Raw genomic sequence first — 15,932 nt, 5'->3', positions numbered from 1 at the left:
CTCCTTTGGATCGCGCTTTCGCGGGCATGACCGGCAACGCAGGCTGGACGCGGCGTTCGTCCTCCCATATCCTCCGACCGGTGGAGGGGACCATGCAACCACATATGACCGCGGCCGAGGTCGTGCAGTTCGAACTGCAGCTCGCTGGGCTGGCTTCCTTGCTCGAATTCGGGTGCGGCGGCAGTACCGTGGTGGCGGCGCGGCAGGTGCAGCGCATCGTCAGCGTCGACAGCGATACCGACTGGCTGACCAGGGTTCACACCGAGGTCTCCCGCGAGGCGGTGGAATTTACCCCCGTTCATGTCGACATCGGACCCGTGGGCGAATGGGGTTATCCGGTCGATGAAAACCGGCTGCGCGACTGGCCGCGCTATCACACGCATATCTGGCGCGTCATGGGCGGCAGCCCCGATGCGGTGTTTATCGACGGCCGCTTTCGTGTCGCCTGCCTGTTGCAGTCGATCATCCACTGCAAGCCCGACTGTATCTTCCTGTTCCACGATTTCAACGACCGGCCGCAATATCATGGCGTGCTTCGTCATGTGGACGTGCTGACGCGCGTCGACACTCTCGGCGTGATGCGCGCGAAGCAGCAGGTCGACGGCAAGGCCGTGCTGCACGACCTGTTCGACCATTATCTGAACCCGGATTGACCGGCCCGCGCCGGTTCGGCACATCGGGGCGATGTATACATCGCCTCCCGTCATCGAAACCGACCGTTTGCGCCTGCGCCCGGGGCGCCTGTCCGACAAGGACGTCCATATCGCGATGTGGGCCGACGAACGCGTCACGCGCTTCATCGGCGGTGAACCGCGCGCACCCGACGTCAGCTGGGGCAAGTTCCTGAGCTCGGCGGGGCTGTGGCCGGTGATGGGCTTTGGCTATTGGGTGTTCGCCGACCGGGCGAGCGACGCGCTGGTCGGAATGGGCGGCCTAAGCTATTTTTGCCGCGGCATCCCCGAGCTGGAGGGGGTTCCCGAAGCGGGATGGGCGTTCGACGCCGACCATTGGGGCGCGGGCTATGCGACCGAGGCGATGCGCGCGGCGCTAGGCTGGGCCGACGAACATCTGGATGAGGCCGAGGTGCGCTGCATCATCGATCCGGGCAATGACGCGTCCGAGCGCGTGTCGGCGAAGCTCGGTTTCCGCCGGATCGGCGAGAGCGATGCGCTAGGCCATGTCGTCGCAATCTATTCGCGGTCGAAGGGCGGCTAGGCCACCTCGACCACCAGCACGCCGCCGTCGGCGCTGACAACGCGCACCTTCGCGCCTTCGGCAACGTCGGGCCCGCGCACCGGCCATTCGCCGTCGCCGACCTTGGCCCGGCCGCGGCCGTCCTCGATCGCCTTGGTCACCGTCAGCACTTCGCCGATCAGGCGGCCACCGCGCTGGTTGAGGTGCGGGTCGGTCGTCGTGATCGGGTTCGCCTTCAACCAGCGGCGCCCGCCGTAGAGCGCGACGAACGACAATATGGCGAAGATGCCGAGCTGGAGCGGGATGCTGAGCGGGACGATCCAGGCGACGACGCCGGTGACGACCGCCGCGGCGCCGACCCAGATGAGGAAAAAGCCCGGCGCGACGATCTCGGCGGCGGCGAGCAGCACGCCGAGCGAAAGCCACGCCCAGTGCGGTTCCATATTCGTCAGCCAGTCGGGCATGTCAGGCTCCCGTCTTGCGTTCGAGCGCATCCCTGGCGAGTTCGCCGATCCCTCCGAGCGTGCCGATGAGCTGCGTTGCTTCGACGGGGAAGAGGATCGTCTTAGCATTCGGGCTGGTTGCGAACTGGCTTACCGCCTCGACATATTTCTGCGCGATGAAATAGTTGATCGCCTGCGCATTGCCGCTGGCGATTGCGTCGGACACCATCTGCGTCGCCTTCGCTTCGGCCTCGGCTTCGCGTTCGCGCGCTTCGGCGTCGCGGAAAGCGGCTTCGCGGCGGCCCTCTGCCTGCAGGATCTGGCCCTGCTTCTCGCCCTCGGCGCGGAGGATTTCGGAGGCGCGCATGCCTTCGGCTTCGAGGATGTTTGCGCGCTTTTCACGCTCGGCCTTCATCTGCCGTGCCATCGCGTTCGAGATATCGGCGGGCGGGCGGATGTCCTTGATCTCGACGCGCGTGATCTTGACACCCCATGGGGTCGTTGCGTCGTCGACGACGTGGAGTAGCCGGGTGTTGATCTCGTCGCGCTTCGACAGCGTTTCGTCGAGGTCCATCGAACCCATCACGGTGCGAAGGTTCGTGGTCGTAAGGTTCATGATCGCGAGATAGAGGTCGCTCACCTCATAGGCGGCGCGCGCGGCGTCGAGCACCTGGAAGAAGACGACGCCGTCGACCGCGACCATCGCATTGTCCTTGGTGATGATTTCCTGGCCCGGGATGTCGAGCACCTGCTCCATCATGTTCACTTTGCGCCCGACACGGTCGAAGATCGGCATGATGAAGTTGAGCCCAGGCTGCGCGGTGTGCGTGTAGCGGCCGAAGCGTTCGATCGTATAGGCATAGCCCTGACGAACGGGCGTGAGCGCCCAGATCAGGAACACAAGAGCCAAAACCACCAGTGCAAGCGCAAATTCCATCGATCATCCCCTCTGCAAAATTGCGACTTTGCAAACCCGCTTCCTTATTGCGGCAATGGCCGCCTTGCGCCACAGAAAAGCGCATGACCCCAAGTGACTATCCGCCGCGCTCGCTGCTCTATGTCCCCGGTTCGAACGCACGCGCGCTCGAAAAGGCGCACGCGCTCGCCGCCGACATGCTGATCATCGACCTCGAGGACGCGGTGCCGGCGGACCGCAAGATCGAGGCACGCGATGCGATGCGCCGCGCGGTCGAGGCCGGATATCCCGGCAAGCGCGTCGCGGTGCGCGTCAACGCCACCGGCGCCTATGAGCAGGAGGCCGATATTGCGGCGCTCTATGGTCTTGCACTCGATGCGGTCGTGCTGCCGAAAGTCGACGTGCCAGCCGACCTCGACCCGCTCCGCGACATGGGCCTGCCGGTCTTTGCCATGATCGAGACGCCCGCTGCGATCTATGCGGCGCGAGATATCGCGGCCGACCGGGTGGTGACGGGGTTGATCGGTGGGCTCAACGATCTCGCGCACGAACTCAAACTGCCCGACGGAATGGACCGCGGCGCGATGAGCCACGCGATCCAGACGATCGTGCTGGCGGCGCGCGCCGGCGGCGTATGGTGTTTCGACGGCGTTTATAATGCGATCGACGATGCCGCAGGTTTCGCCGCCGAGGTGGCTGAGGGCCGACGGTTCGGTTTCGACGGCAAGACTCTGATCCATCCGTTGCAGGTCGATCCGTGCAACATGGCGTTCGCGCCCTCCGAACGCGAGGTCGCCGCCGCAGAAGCGCTGGTCGCGGCGGCAACGGGCGGGGCGCAGCGGCATGATGGGCGGATGATCGAGGATATGCATGTTGCAGCGGCCAAGGCATTGCTGGAGCGCGCGGGGCGGGGTTGACGCCGCCGTTCGTCTTTCGACGAACGCGCCTTGCCGCGCCGCGGCGGAAATGCCATGCGGCGGCGCCATGAAAACCACCCGTTTCCACGCCGCCGTCGCGGCCATCGCCCTTGCCGCTTTCGCTCCCGCCTGCTCGGCCGCGCCCGCCAAGGGCGACGCCCCGATTACCGAGGCCGAGCTTGCCGACCATATCAAGGTCCTCGCGAGCGATGCGTTCGAAGGCCGTGCGCCGGGAACCGAGGGAGAAGATCGCACGATCGCCTATATCGTCGGCGAATGGGCGAAGGCCGGGCTCGAAGCTGTTCCGGGCAGCGCGACACCCTGGCTCCAGCCGGTACCCTTCGTCGAAACGCAGGCGCTTGGCGGCTCTGCGAAATTCAAGGTCAACGGCCGCGACTTCGCGCTGGGGAATGACGGGATTATCCTGAGCAGCCGCGATGCGTCGGCCTCCTTTGACGATCTTCCCGCCGTCTTCGTCGGCTATGGCCTCGATGGCGCGGGCAAGGTCAATACCGACGTCAAGGGCAAGCTCGCGATCATGCTGTTCGACAATGCGCCCTTCGGCGACAAGCTGCCGCGCTATCGCGAGCGGCGCCAGATGCTTGCCGATGCGGGTGCCTCGGCGGTGCTGGTGATCGCGACCGATGCGGTGCCGTGGACGGAACTGCGCGAAAGCGCGGGCGCCAAGTCGGTACGGCTCGCGAGCGCCAAGCCGGGCGCACCGATCAGCGGCTTCCTGTCGATCGAGGCGGCTGATGCCTTGCTGAAAAAGGCAGGGCAGGATGGCGATGGACTGCGAGAGGCGGCGAAATCGCCTGACTATAAGGGCGCGGCGCTGCCGGTGACCGCCAGCATGAAGGCGCAATCGACCTCACGAGCCTTTGCCAGCAACAATATCATCGCAAAGCTTCCCGGCGCCAAGCCCGATGGTAAGGCGATCCTGTTTCTGGGGCACTGGGACCACCTCGGCATTTGCGAGCCCGAAGGCGCCGCTGATCGTATCTGTAACGGCGCGGTCGACAATGCGAGCGGTATCGCGGTGCTGATCGAGGTGGCAAAGCGCCTGGGTTCGGGCGCTCGCCCCGACCGCGACATCTATTTCATGGCGACGACAGCAGAGGAAAAGGGTCTGCTTGGCGCACATTATTTTGCCGATCATCCGGTCGTGCCGCTGTCCGACATCACGGTCGCGCTCAACATCGATACGATCGCCATCTCCCCGCGCGGCACCCCGGTGGCGACGATCGGACGCGGCAAGCCCGCCTATGACGCTGTTGTGCGCGAGACCGCGACGAAGCTCGGCCGCAAGCTCGACGAGGATGGCGAGGCCGATGCCTTCATCCAGCGGCAGGACGGCTGGGCGCTGGGTGCAAAGGGCGTGACGTCGCTGATGGTCGGCGGCAGCTTCTCGGACATGAAGCTGCTCGAAGCTTTTCTTGGCAGCGACTATCACAGTGCCGCCGACAATTTCTCGGACAAGATCCCGCTTGGCGGTGCGGCGGAGGATGCCGATCTGCATGTCGCGCTGGGCCGGGCGTTCGCCGATACGAAGCAGTGGCCGGGTAAGTAATTTCTTAGATTGTCATTGCGACCCCGGCTTTCGCCGGGGTCGCAATGACAAAGTTGGTTTTACGCCGCTTGCTTGGCGCGATCCGCCATTTCCTGATTGAGCATTTCGGCCAGCAGGAATGCCAGCTCGAGGCTCTGACCGGCGTTCAGGCGCGGATCGCAATGCGTGTGATAGCGGTCGGCAAGATCCATCTGCGTGACATCCATCGCGCCGCCGGTGCATTCGGTGACATTCTGGCCGGTCATTTCGATATGGATGCCGCCGCCATGCGTGCCCTCGGCGCGGTGCACGGCAAAGAAGCCGCGCACTTCGGCGAGGATGCGATCGAACGGCCGCGTCTTATAGCCGTTGGGCGTCTTGATCACATTGCCGTGCATCGGGTCGCACGACCAGACGACCGGGTGACCCGATTCCTTCACCGCGCGTACCAGCTTGGGCAGATGCGCTTCGATCTTGTCGTGGCCATAACGCGTGATCAGCGTCATGCGTCCGGCGACATGGTTCGGGTTAAGCGTATCGAGCAGGCGCAGCAGCGCGTCGGGCTCGAGGCTCGGGCCGCACTTCATGCCGACCGGATTGCCGATACCGCGCAAATATTCGATGTGCGCCGAACCTTCAAAGCGGGTGCGGTCGCCTACCCACAGGAAGTGGCCCGACGTATCGTACCAGCCGCCGGTCAGGCTGTCCTGACGGGTCAGTGCTTGCTCATAAGGAAGTAACAAGGCTTCGTGGCTGGTGTAGAAGCTGGTGCCCTTAATCTGCGGCACGGTTTCCGGCGTGACGCCGCACGCTTCCATGAAGGCGAGCGCTTCGGAAATGCGCGCGGCGGTTTCCTGATATTTTTTCGCCCACGGGCTGCGGTCCATGAAATCGTGCGTCCAGGCGTTGACCTGGTGCAGATTGGCATAGCCGCCATTGGCAAAGGCGCGCAGCAGGTTCAGCGTGGCCGCCGACTGGTTGTACGCCTTCACCATGCGCTGCGGGTCGGGCTCGCGGCCCGCTTCCTCGAACGCGATGTCGTTGATGATGTCGCCGCGATAGCTCGGCAACTCGATGCCGCCGATATCTTCCATGTCGGCCGAGCGCGGCTTGGCGAACTGACCCGCCATGCGGCCGAGCTTCACCACGGGCATTTTCGACGCAAAGGTCAGCACGACCGCCATCTGAAGCAGCACGCGGAAGGTGTCGCGGATATTGTTCGGATGGAATTCGGCAAAGCTTTCGGCGCAATCGCCGCCCTGCAACAGGAACGCCTTGCCCTCGGCCACGCGGCCGAGTTCGGCGGTCAGGTCGCGCGCTTCGCCGGCAAAGACCAGCGGCGGATAATTGCTGAGCTCACGCTCGGCGGCCGCCAGCGCATCGGCGTCGCGATAGGTGGGAAGCTGGCGGGCTTCGTGCGAGCGCCAGCTATGCGGTTGCCAGTTTTTCGTCATATGCCTGTCTTTTCGCGTTCGAATCGAGCGCCACATGGCGCCTATGTCGCGCGGAAGCAATGTTTCCGGCACGATCAAACCCGAAAATTAGCATTATCGTGACATTTGCGCACCTATGCTTTTCTTGAGCGGCAAAAACGGTTAGTTTGTTACGTGCTTTGGATGTGGAGGGGTCTGCGGCCAAGGCTTTTTGCGATCGGCAACGTCATACACCCGGTGGCCCGGCGGCGGGTCGGGATGCGAGCGACTAGCAATGGCGAATTTCGAATCCGCGTGGTTCGTATATGGGGTGCTGCTCCTGTTGCTCGCGACAAGCCTTGTCGTGAGGATCGAATATGCGCGCATCGGCCTTGCCGCGGCGGCGCTGGTGGCGCTGCCGCTGACATTGTTCAGGGGAGGCGACGTCGGTTACGGCCTGCTGGTACTCGCCATCCTAGCGATCAATATCGGTATATTGGCGCGGTTATGGCTCGGCGGGGCGAATATCCGCTTCACCGCCGAGGAAGAAGAATTGCGCAGGCAGCATTTTCCGGGGCTTGGCGCGATGGTCGCGCGCGACCTGATCGACCAGGGAAACTGGATATCGGCAAGGCGCGGCGAGGTGCTGATCCGCGAAAATCAGGCGGCGCCCAGCCTCTTCTATCTGGCGGAGGGCAAGGCCACGATCCTGCGCGACGGGGTCGAGATCGGAAAGCTTTCGGACGGCGCGCTGATCGGCGAAGCGACCGTCCTCGACGGCACCCATGCGACGGGGACGGTGCTGCTGGGCACCAACGCCCGCCTGTGGTTCGTGCCCGCGGCGGCGCTGCGCGCCTATCTGGCGGCGAACCCGGGGATTGCGGGTGCGCTACACGAAGGGTTCGCGCGCGCGCTGCGCGGCAAGCTGGCGAGCGCGAACACGCGCATCGCGGACCGACCGTCGATTTCCTGAGCGCGTTCACTCTCTCGGCCTCGAAACTGCAACCGGCGCCTGCTAGTCCCTGACCCATGACGATGATTCTCTATGGCATTTCGAACTGCGACACGGTGAAGAAAGCGCGGCGCTGGCTCGACGAGCAAGGCGTGGCCTATCATTTTCACGATGTGCGCAAGGATGGGCTCGACGCAGCGCGACTGCAGGGCTGGATCGACGCGCTCGGCTGGGAAAAGCTGCTCAACAAGGCCGGTACGACCTTTCGCAAGCTGCCCGATGCGCAGAAGGATGGGCTGGATGCGGCGTCGGCGAAGGCGCTGATGCTCGATCAGCCTGCGATGATCCGTCGGCCGGTTGTCGAAGCAGATAATGGTATCAGCGTCGGTTTCTCGGCCGATGAATGGAAGGCGCGTTTTGCAGCATGATCCGGTCGTTTTTGGCCTTGCTGGCCGTCATGCTGTCCGCTGGTTGCACTGCTGACACGGTGACAGCGCAGCCCACTCTCGATGGCCAGCCGCCGATCGTGATCGCCCATCGCGGCGCGTCGGGCGAACGTCCCGAACATACGCTGGCAAGCTACCGGCTCGCGATCGACCTCGGTGCCGATTATATCGAGCCCGATCTGGTGTTGACGAAAGACGGCGTGCTCGTCGCGCGGCACGAGAATGAGATTTCGGAAACCACCGACGTCGCCGCGCATCCCGAATTCGCCGGCCGCAAGGCGACGAAGACGATCGACGGGCAGCAGGTTGCCGGCTGGTTCACCGAAGATTTCACGCTCGCCGAACTCAAGACGCTGCGCGCGCGAGAGCGGCTGCCGAAGCTGCGCAGTACCGAATATGACGGCCAGTTCGAAATCCCGACATTCGAGGAGATCCTCACGCTGCTCGCGGAGGTGAACAAAGGCCGCAAGACGCCGGTTGGCGTCTATCCCGAAACCAAGCATCCGAGCTATTTCGTCTCGATCGGCCTGCCGCACGAGGCGCCGTTGCTCGCCATGCTCGATCGCTTCGGCTATCGCGGCCGCGCCGCGCATGTGTTCATCCAAAGCTTCGAAGTCGGCAATCTGATGGACCTGCGCGCAAAGAGCGATCTGCCGTTGATCCAGTTGATGGATGCCGAGGGCGGACCGGCCGATCGGCCCGGAACCAGCTATGCCGCCATGACGTCGCCCGAGGGGCTGAAGATGATCGCCGCCTACGCCGACGGGATCGGCCCGAACAAGGCGATGGTGATCCCGCGCGGCGCGCTCGGTCGGCTTGGCACGCCGACCAGCCTTGTGCACGATGCGCATGCGGCGAAGCTGAAAGTCCATCCCTGGACGTTCCGGCGCGAAAATTATTTCCTGCCGCTCGGTGACAAGGGCGGGGTCAATCCGGCGGGGCACGGCGACCTCGCGGGCGAGATCGCCGCCTATCTTGCGACGGGGATCGACGGTCTGTTCAGCGACAATCCGCGCGAAGCGGTGGTCGCAGTCAAAGGGAACGGAAAATGAGCGAAAAGCCATTGGGCCAGAGCGGCCTTTCGATCCGTCCGTTCGTGCTGGGCGGCAATGTCTTCGGCATGACCGCAGGGCGCGATGCGAGCTTCGCCGTCCTCGACCGTTTCGTCGAGCTCGGCGGCGGGATGATCGACACCGCCGACGTCTATTCGGCGTGGGTTCCGGGGCACAAGGGCGGCGAATCCGAAAGCATGCTAGGAGCCTGGCTGAAGGAAAGCGGCGCGCGCGAACAGGTGTTGATCGTGACCAAGGTGGGGATGATGCCGGGCGGGCTGAAGCCCGATCGCATCCGCGAGGCCGTGCAGGGATCGCTCGATCGTCTCGGCGTCGACACGATCGACCTCTATTTCGCGCACAAGGACGATCCCGATGTGCCGCTGGGTGAAGTGCTCGGTGCGTTTGCCGAACTGGTCGATGCCGGCATCGTCCGCGCGATCGGCGCGTCGAACTATTCGGCGGAGCGCCTTGCAGAGGCGCTCCGCGTGGCTGACGAACAGGGCCTGCCGCGCTTCACCGCGATGCAGCCCGAACTCAATCTGCTCGACCGCGCCCAATATGAAGGCGCGCTGCAACAAACATGCGTCGACGAAGGCCTGGGCGTCGTCACCTATTTCAGCCTCGCGTCGGGCTATCTGTCGGGCAAATATCGGGGCGCCGACGACTTGGGAAAAAGTGCGCGCGGTGCGCGGGCCAAGCCCTATCTCGAAGGCAAGGGGCCGGCGGTGCTGGCGGTGATGGATCGCATCGCGGCAGAAACCGGTGCTACCCTTTCGCAGATCGCGCTTGCGTGGGTTGCCGCGCAGCCGGGCGTCACCGCGCCGATCGCCAGCGCGACATCCGTCGAGCAACTTGACGAGTTGATGGGCAGCCTCGATCTTCGCCTCGACGATGAACAACTCTCTGCGCTGAGCGCCGCCTAAGGCCCGGCCCGACACCACCGGGGAGGGGCATCGGTCCGGGCCCGCGCGGCCGCGCTGTCTCAGTCGTTGGTGGTGTCAGTCCACTGGAACACCGCTTCGAGTGGCTTGTCGAACACGCGCGCGATGCGAAATGCGACCTCCAGCGAAGGCGAATATTTACCCTGCTCGATCGCGGCGATCGTCTGTCGCGTGACACCGACGCGGTCGCCGAGATCGCCCTGCGTCATCTCGCCGGAAAGGAAGCGCAGCGTCCGGATATCGTTGGTGAAGGGAGGCTTAGCCATGCCAGCCTCGCCGGTAGCTCAGCAGGACGACGACGCTGTGGACCGTCTCGGCCAGCACGATGGCGAAAAGGGCGGCATTGGCGATCTTCACCCCGGTGTCGGTGAACGGCATCACCACTCCGACAAGGATCATCCCAACCAGCATGGCATAATAGGCGGCCGCCCGGCCGCGCCGACTGATCGCGCGGTCGCGCTCGTCGGCTGGCTTGCGATCGGCTTTCGGCGTCGCGAGAAGCAGGGCAATCGTCCCCGCGATAACGACCACCGCCTGCGTAGCGGCGATTCCCCCGAACAGCCACAGCATCGGGAACATCTCCCGCCCAGCGGGATGGCCGGCAATGACGAGGCTGAAATAGAGGCTGTAGGCAATCAGCATGCAGACGAGATTGAGCCAGGCGGTCTTTTCCCGATAGGTCATCTGCCATCCTTCGAAGTCAGCGGTGCGATACGCCATGGCTCAATAGCCTCGGCGATAGAGATAGAGCTGCGTGCCGATCCTCACGAGCTCGGCCACGACCAGCGTCGCGATCATCAGGTTGAGCTGCTCGGCTTGCCCGATGCCCCAGAAGATCAGGAAGATATTGATCCAGATTCCGATGACGAGCGGATAGTAGCCGAAATGCGTTCCGCGCAAATGGAAGTCGCGGTCGCGCTCATCTTCGCGCGCTTCTGCCTCGCGGGGGCTTCGGATCGCCAGAAAGGCGGTCGCGATGGTCATCGCCACGATGATCGCAATCGTCACGGGAACCAGCATTCCTGCGGTCGCCATCACGCCCGCCGGGCTCCCGACAATCCGCCAAGGATAAAGGAGGAAATACCAGCCGAACGCCAGAATCATCGTCACCAGCGTCACCCAGTGAATCTTTTCCCGAAAAGACATTCGCCCTACTCCATGTCATATGATTCGAACTCTATGTTATATATTTTTAACATGGAGTCAATAATCAGTGACATGCTTGGCCTTTGCCGCTTTCGCGTATGCGCTTTAGCCGCTAAGCCCCCGCGCCATGTCTACACTCCCCAAAACGCTCACCCTCGACACCTCAACGAGCCGCGCCAATCCGACGCCGCAGCCGATGAAGCGCTTAACGGTGCCGCGTATCCGTCAGCGCAAGGGCGGCGAGCCGCTTGTGATGCTCACCGCCTACACCGTCCGCATGGCGCAACTGCTCGATCCGCATTGCGACATGTTGCTCGTCGGCGATTCGCTCGCGCAGGTGATCTATGGTCTGCCGCATACCGTCGGCGTGACGATGGACATGATGGCGCTGCACGGCGCCGCGGTCGTCCGCGGCAGCTATCATGCCGCAGTGATCGTCGACATGCCCTTCGGTAGCTATGAAGGGAGCCCGCAGCAGGCCTTCGACAATGCCGCGCGGCTGCTCAAGGAAACCGGTGCGGCCGCTGTGAAGGTCGAGGGCGGCAAGGTGCTTGCGCCGACGATCGAATTCCTGACCCAGCGCGGCATCCCGGTGATGGGTCATGTCGGGCTGACCCCGCAGGCGGTCAACATTCTCGGCGGTTATGGCGTGCGCGGCAAGAGCGAGGAAGAGGCGCGCTCGATCGTCGAAGATGCCATTGCGGTCGCGCAGGCCGGTGCGTTTTCGATCGTCATCGAAGGCGTGCTCGAATCGATTGCAATCGAGATCACGAACAAGGTCGATTGCCCGACGATCGGCATCGGTGCCTCGGCACAGTGCGACGGCCAGGTGCTCGTCACCGACGACATGCTCGGCATGTTCGAACGTGTCCCCAAATTCGTGAAGCGCTTCGGGAATATGGCGGGCGTCGTGGAAGCCGCGGTGAAGGACTATGCCGACGAAGTCAGGTCCCGTTCATTCCCGACCGAGGATCAGACCTACGCCGGTTGATGGCTCAGCGATCCACCAAAGTGAAACGCTTGGCCTTTTTCGGTGCTGTCGCTAAGGAAGCGACCGGCGGGACGAATGCCCAGAGCCATGACGAGTATATGGAGGTTTGATTGGCCCTGAGCCCGACGAATGATGCCGCGCTGTTGCAGGAAGTCGACGAAGCCGTCCGCAAGGACCGGCTCGACACGATCATGCAGCGCTACGGCCGCTGGATCATCGGCGGCGTGCTCGCCGCTTTGCTCGCGTTCGGCGGCTATCTCTTCTGGAGCCATCGTCAGGATGCCGCGCGCGGCGAACAGGCCGAAGAACTGATTGCGGCGTTCGAAAAGCTCAGCACCAACCAGCCGCGCGCCGCGACCGCCGAACTGGAGAAGCTCGTTGCCGAAGGCGATCCCGCCTATCGCGCCGTCGCGCAAATGCAGGAAGCGAATATCAAGGCGCAGACCGGCGACCTGAAAGCCGCCGCTGCGTTGATGGCGAAAGTCGCTGCCGACACGAAGCTCGACCAGGCGCTGCGCGACCTTGCGCTGATCCGCCAGACGGCGTTTGAATATGACACGCTGAAGCCCGAGGTGGTGATCGCGCGAATGAAGCCGATGGTCGACGCAAAGGATCCGGCGTCGAGCTGGTTCGCGAGCGCCGCCGAACTTTCGGCGACCGCGCATTATCAGTTGGGGCAGTTCGATCAGGCGGGCGCGCTTTACGGACGCATCGCCAAATTGCCCGACGTCTCCAAATCGCTGCAATCGCGCTCGGTGCAGATGGCGGGTATGCTCGGCGTCGACGCGGTCGCAGATCGCGCGAACGAAAGCGCCGAAAAGGACCAGAAAGGCAATGCTGCGCCGAAGGCAGCGGCAGCCGCAAAGACTGAGAAAGCCAATTAATATGCGGAAAGCGCGTTACGGAATTTATGCGGCGCTGCTGGCGCTGCCGCTCACGGCATGTGGGGTGCTCAAGGGCGACGGCGGACCGAAGACCCCGACGGTGGGTGACCGCGTGTCGATCCTGTCGAACGACAACAGCGTCAAGGTCGATCCCGCCACCGCATCGATCGCGGTCGTGCTTCCCGAACCGGCGGTCAACGCCAATTGGGCGCAGTCGGGCGGCAACGCTTCGAAATCGATGGGTCATCCGGCGCTCGCCGCCACGCGAACCAAGCTGTGGGAAACCAGCATCGCGGGCAACACGAACAAACAGCGGATCGCGGCCTCGCCCGTGATTGCCGACAACCGGCTGTTCGTCGTCGATACCGATGCTGTCGTCACCGCTTTCGCCGCCGATACGGGCGCGAAATTGTGGAGCGCCGCGATCGGCAGCACGGGCAAGGATTTCAAGGCATCGCTGTTCGGCGGTGGTGCCGGGGTCGACGGCAATGTGGTTTATGCCACGAGCGGCGTCGGCGATGTCGCGGCGCTGAACGTTGCGGACGGCTCGGTGATCTGGAAGGTAAAGCCTTCGGGGCCCCTGCGCGGCGCGCCGACGATCGCCTTTGGCGGGGTCTATGTGATCAGCCAGGACAATCAGATTTTTGCCCTCAACGCCGCCGATGGCGCGGTGCAGTGGCAGGCGACCGCATCGATGGAGCCGGGCAGCGTGTTTGGCGCCGCGTCGCCCGCAGCCGGGCAGGGGACGATCGTCGCTGGCTTCTCGTCGGGTGAAGTGCAGGCCTATCGTTACGAAAACGGCCGCGACCTGTGGGAAGATGCGCTTGCGCGCACGTCGATGGCGCTGTCGGTTTCGACGCTCACCGACGTCGATGCCGATCCGGTCGTCGACCGTGGCCGCGTCTTCGCGCTCGGTCAGGGCGGCCGCATGGCGAGCTATGAACTCGTCACGGGCCAGCGTAGCTGGGAAATCTCGATCGCCGGCATTTCGACGCCCTATGTCGTTGGCGAGTGGGTCTATGCCATGACCGACGATGCCAAGCTTCTGTGCGTCGCTCGCACCAGCGGCAAGGTACGTTGGATGCAGCAGCTCGCGCGTTTCCGCGTTGAAACCGAAAAGAAGAAGAAGGACCCGATCCGCTGGACCGGCCCGATTCTTGCGGGCGGCCGTTTGATCGCGGTGAACAGCGAAGGCACGTTGTCCGAATTCTCGCCGACCGACGGATCGCTGCTGGGATCGACCGAATTCAAATCGTCGCTGTCGCAGCCGCCGGTGGTTGCGAATAATATTTTGTACGTCCTCGCGGACGATGGAAAGCTCACGGCCTGGCGCTGATACAGCGTCCGGGCCGGGGTGGCCCGGATAGGATAGGAACCAAGCCATGTCGCGATTCGCGACGATCGCCATTGTCGGCCGCCCCAATGTCGGCAAATCGACGCTGTTCAACCGGCTGGTCGGCAAGCGCCTTGCGCTCGTCGACGACCAGCCCGGAGTCACGCGCGACCGGCGCGAGGGCGACGGTGAACTGCTCGGCCTGAAGTTCACCATCGTCGATACCGCCGGTTTCGAGGATTATGACGCGGCGACGCTGCCCGGCCGGATGCGCGTGCAGACCGAAAAGGCGGTGCGCGAGGCCGATGCGGCGCTGTTCATGATCGACGGCCGTGCGGGCGTAACTCCGCTCGACGAGGAAATCGCGCGCTGGCTGCGCAGCGAGGACACGCCGATCATTCTCCTCGTCAACAAGGCTGAGGGGAAGCAGGGCGAAAACGGCCTGATGGAGAGCTATTCGCTCGGCTTCGACAATCCGATCGCGCTCAGCGCCGAGCATGGCGAGGGGGTCGTCGACCTGTTCGATGCGCTGCGTCCGATCATCGAGGCTTATGACGCGGCTGAAGCCGAAGCCTTTCCGCCGCCGGTGGAAGGCGAAGAGGATGAGGACGCGCCGCTCGGACCGATGAAGCTGGCGATCGTCGGCCGTCCGAACGCGGGCAAATCGACGCTGATCAACCGCATGATCGGCGAGGATCGCTTGATCACCGGGCCCGAGGCGGGGATCACGCGCGATTCGATCCGCGTCGACTGGCAATGGGAAAATGACGGCGAGGTCCACGAAATCCAGCTTTTCGACACCGCGGGCATGCGCAAGCGCGCCAAGGTCGTCGACAAGCTCGAAAAGCTCTCGGTCGCCGATGCGCTCCACGCGGTCGATTTCGCCGAGGTCGTGGTGCTGCTGCTCGATGCCACGAAGGGCCTCGAGGCGCAGGATCTGCGCATCGCCGACAAGGTGCTGCAGGAAGGGCGGGCGCTGATCGTCGCGCTCAACAAATGGGATATCGCCGAAGATCCCTCGGCACTGTTCAACGGCGTTCGGAACGCGCTTGACGACGGGCTCAGCCAGGTGAAGGGCGTTCCCGTGCTCAGCATCTCAGGCGCGACGGGCAAGGGGATTGATACGCTGGTCCGTGTCGCTTTCGAACAGCGCGATATCTGGACCAACCGTGTTTCGACCGCGCGGCTCAATCGCTGGTTCGAAGGGGCGGTCGAGAATAATCCGCCACCGGCGCCGGGCGGCAAGCGTATCAAGCTGCGTTACATCACGCAGGCGCGCACGCGGCCGCCGACCTTCGTCGTCTTCGGGTCGCGTACCGACAGTTTGCCGGGAAGTTATGAACGCTATCTGGTCAACGGGATGCGCAAGGAACTGGGGTTCCAGGGCGTGCCGGTACGCCTCAATTTCCGCAATTCGCGCAATCCCTATGACGAATGACCGGACCTGACGCATTGGGGACGCGCGTCGTCGATGCGCGCGGGATGCGCTGCCCCTGGCCGGCGCTCAGGCTGGCGCGGGCGCTGCGCGAGACGGCCGATGTCCTGCTGCTCGCCGACGATCCGCAGGCGGCGCGCGAGGTCGCAGCACTGGCAGGCGAGCATGGCTGGTCGGTCGAAGATACCGTGTCCCCTTCGGGTGACGCAGGCTGGCGAGTCCGGCGCTGATCCAAAATGGGGCGCCTTTCGTCATCCGGGCGCGGGTATTGTAACGTCTTTTTTACCGAAGCTGGGGCATGGATCGGCCGGGACCACG

The 15,932-nt window shown here is 64.0% G+C and carries 19 protein-coding genes; 13 read left to right on the top strand and 6 right to left on the bottom strand.

Annotated features, from left to right (window positions below; translation table 11 throughout):
• Positions 1–92 precede the first annotated feature (92 nt).
• Entirely contained in the window at positions 93–653 is a 561-nt protein-coding gene (locus KEC45_RS14740) for a hypothetical protein (protein WP_062183467.1), read from the top strand.
• Positions 654–684: 31 nt separating this feature from the next.
• Entirely contained in the window at positions 685–1,215 is a 531-nt protein-coding gene (locus tag KEC45_RS14735) for a GNAT family N-acetyltransferase (protein ID WP_062177347.1), read from the top strand.
• Here the strand turns inward: KEC45_RS14735 and KEC45_RS14730 are convergent.
• Positions 1,212–1,658, bottom strand: a complete 447-nt coding sequence (locus tag KEC45_RS14730) for an NfeD family protein (protein ID WP_062177362.1) — start codon at positions 1,656–1,658, stop codon at positions 1,212–1,214. The genes KEC45_RS14735 and KEC45_RS14730 overlap by 4 nt on opposite strands.
• A gap of 1 nt (position 1,659) precedes the next feature.
• A complete protein-coding gene (locus KEC45_RS14725; protein WP_062177365.1) occupies positions 1,660–2,574 on the bottom strand; it encodes an SPFH domain-containing protein in 915 nt (304 codons plus the stop codon).
• An 83-nt stretch (positions 2,575–2,657) separates the two neighbouring features.
• Here KEC45_RS14725 and KEC45_RS14720 point away from each other — a divergent pair, with 83 nt between their 5' ends.
• On the top strand, positions 2,658–3,470 hold the full coding sequence (locus KEC45_RS14720) for a CoA ester lyase (RefSeq protein ID WP_062177368.1): 813 nt from the start codon (positions 2,658–2,660) through the stop codon (positions 3,468–3,470).
• A 67-nt stretch (positions 3,471–3,537) separates the two neighbouring features.
• On the top strand, positions 3,538–5,040 hold the full coding sequence (locus KEC45_RS14715; protein ID WP_238586545.1) for a M28 family peptidase: 1,503 nt from the start codon (positions 3,538–3,540) through the stop codon (positions 5,038–5,040).
• A gap of 59 nt (positions 5,041–5,099) precedes the next feature.
• On the opposite strand, the gene KEC45_RS14710 is transcribed toward KEC45_RS14715, so the two are convergent.
• Entirely contained in the window at positions 5,100–6,473 is a 1,374-nt protein-coding gene (locus KEC45_RS14710; protein WP_062177372.1) for a class II 3-deoxy-7-phosphoheptulonate synthase, read from the bottom strand.
• Positions 6,474–6,726: 253 nt separating this feature from the next.
• Between KEC45_RS14710 and KEC45_RS14705 the strand changes: the two genes are divergently transcribed.
• Genes KEC45_RS14705 through KEC45_RS14690 form a run of 4 tightly spaced genes read left to right on the top strand, consistent with a single transcriptional unit; the run spans position 6,727 to position 9,807 of the window.
• On the top strand, positions 6,727–7,404 hold the full coding sequence (locus tag KEC45_RS14705; protein WP_062177375.1) for a cyclic nucleotide-binding domain-containing protein: 678 nt from the start codon (positions 6,727–6,729) through the stop codon (positions 7,402–7,404).
• Between the two features lie 56 nt (positions 7,405–7,460).
• Positions 7,461–7,811, top strand: coding sequence for an ArsC family reductase (locus KEC45_RS14700; RefSeq protein ID WP_193749088.1), 351 nt, complete (start codon positions 7,461–7,463; stop codon positions 7,809–7,811).
• Positions 7,808–8,881 carry a glycerophosphodiester phosphodiesterase gene (locus tag KEC45_RS14695; RefSeq protein ID WP_062183476.1) on the top strand — a complete coding sequence of 358 codons (1,074 nt, stop codon included), beginning with the start codon at positions 7,808–7,810 and terminating at the stop codon, positions 8,879–8,881. The genes KEC45_RS14700 and KEC45_RS14695 overlap by 4 nt, the downstream gene beginning before the upstream one ends.
• Complete coding sequence (locus KEC45_RS14690; protein WP_062177378.1) at positions 8,878–9,807, top strand: aldo/keto reductase; 930 nt, start codon at positions 8,878–8,880, stop codon at positions 9,805–9,807. The genes KEC45_RS14695 and KEC45_RS14690 overlap by 4 nt, the downstream gene beginning before the upstream one ends.
• 59 nt (positions 9,808–9,866) lie before the next feature.
• Here the strand turns inward: KEC45_RS14690 and KEC45_RS14685 are convergent, their stop codons facing one another.
• The 3 genes from KEC45_RS14685 to KEC45_RS14675 are packed head-to-tail and all read right to left on the bottom strand — an operon-like array spanning position 9,867 to position 10,971.
• On the bottom strand, positions 9,867–10,091 hold the full coding sequence (locus KEC45_RS14685) for a helix-turn-helix transcriptional regulator (protein ID WP_062177383.1): 225 nt from the start codon (positions 10,089–10,091) through the stop codon (positions 9,867–9,869).
• Positions 10,084–10,509 carry a hypothetical protein gene (locus KEC45_RS14680; protein ID WP_062183479.1) on the bottom strand — a complete coding sequence of 142 codons (426 nt, stop codon included), beginning with the start codon at positions 10,507–10,509 and terminating at the stop codon, positions 10,084–10,086. Before KEC45_RS14680 ends, KEC45_RS14685 begins: the two co-directional genes overlap by 8 nt.
• 39 nt (positions 10,510–10,548) lie before the next feature.
• On the bottom strand, positions 10,549–10,971 hold the full coding sequence (locus KEC45_RS14675) for a hypothetical protein (RefSeq protein WP_252171125.1): 423 nt from the start codon (positions 10,969–10,971) through the stop codon (positions 10,549–10,551).
• 127 nt (positions 10,972–11,098) lie between these two features.
• On the opposite strand from KEC45_RS14675, the gene panB reads away from it, so the two are divergent.
• From panB to KEC45_RS14650, 5 genes are all read left to right on the top strand, one after another.
• Positions 11,099–11,962, top strand: coding sequence for a 3-methyl-2-oxobutanoate hydroxymethyltransferase (gene panB, locus KEC45_RS14670; RefSeq protein WP_062177388.1), 864 nt, complete (start codon positions 11,099–11,101; stop codon positions 11,960–11,962).
• Positions 11,963–12,072: 110 nt separating this feature from the next.
• Positions 12,073–12,846: a tetratricopeptide repeat protein gene (locus tag KEC45_RS14665; protein WP_062177391.1), complete on the top strand. Its 774-nt coding sequence runs from the start codon at positions 12,073–12,075 to the stop codon at positions 12,844–12,846.
• Between the two features lies 1 nt (position 12,847).
• Positions 12,848–14,182, top strand: coding sequence for a PQQ-binding-like beta-propeller repeat protein (locus KEC45_RS14660; RefSeq protein ID WP_062177394.1), 1,335 nt, complete (start codon positions 12,848–12,850; stop codon positions 14,180–14,182).
• A gap of 46 nt (positions 14,183–14,228) precedes the next feature.
• Positions 14,229–15,617, top strand: coding sequence for a ribosome biogenesis GTPase Der (gene der, locus KEC45_RS14655; RefSeq protein ID WP_062177398.1), 1,389 nt, complete (start codon positions 14,229–14,231; stop codon positions 15,615–15,617).
• The gene (locus tag KEC45_RS14650; RefSeq protein WP_062177401.1) at positions 15,614–15,844 is read left to right on the top strand and encodes a sulfurtransferase TusA family protein; all 231 of its coding nucleotides are present in this window, start codon (positions 15,614–15,616) and stop codon (positions 15,842–15,844) included. The genes der and KEC45_RS14650 overlap by 4 nt, the downstream gene beginning before the upstream one ends.
• Positions 15,845–15,932: the final 88 nt, after the last annotated feature.

Origin of the sequence: Sphingopyxis sp. USTB-05 (assembly GCF_023822045.1) — a bacterium.
Taxonomy (GTDB): Bacteria; Pseudomonadota; Alphaproteobacteria; order Sphingomonadales; family Sphingomonadaceae; genus Sphingopyxis.
Note: the sequence above shows the minus strand (reverse complement) of the source record. Positions and strands in the feature narration are given on the sequence as shown.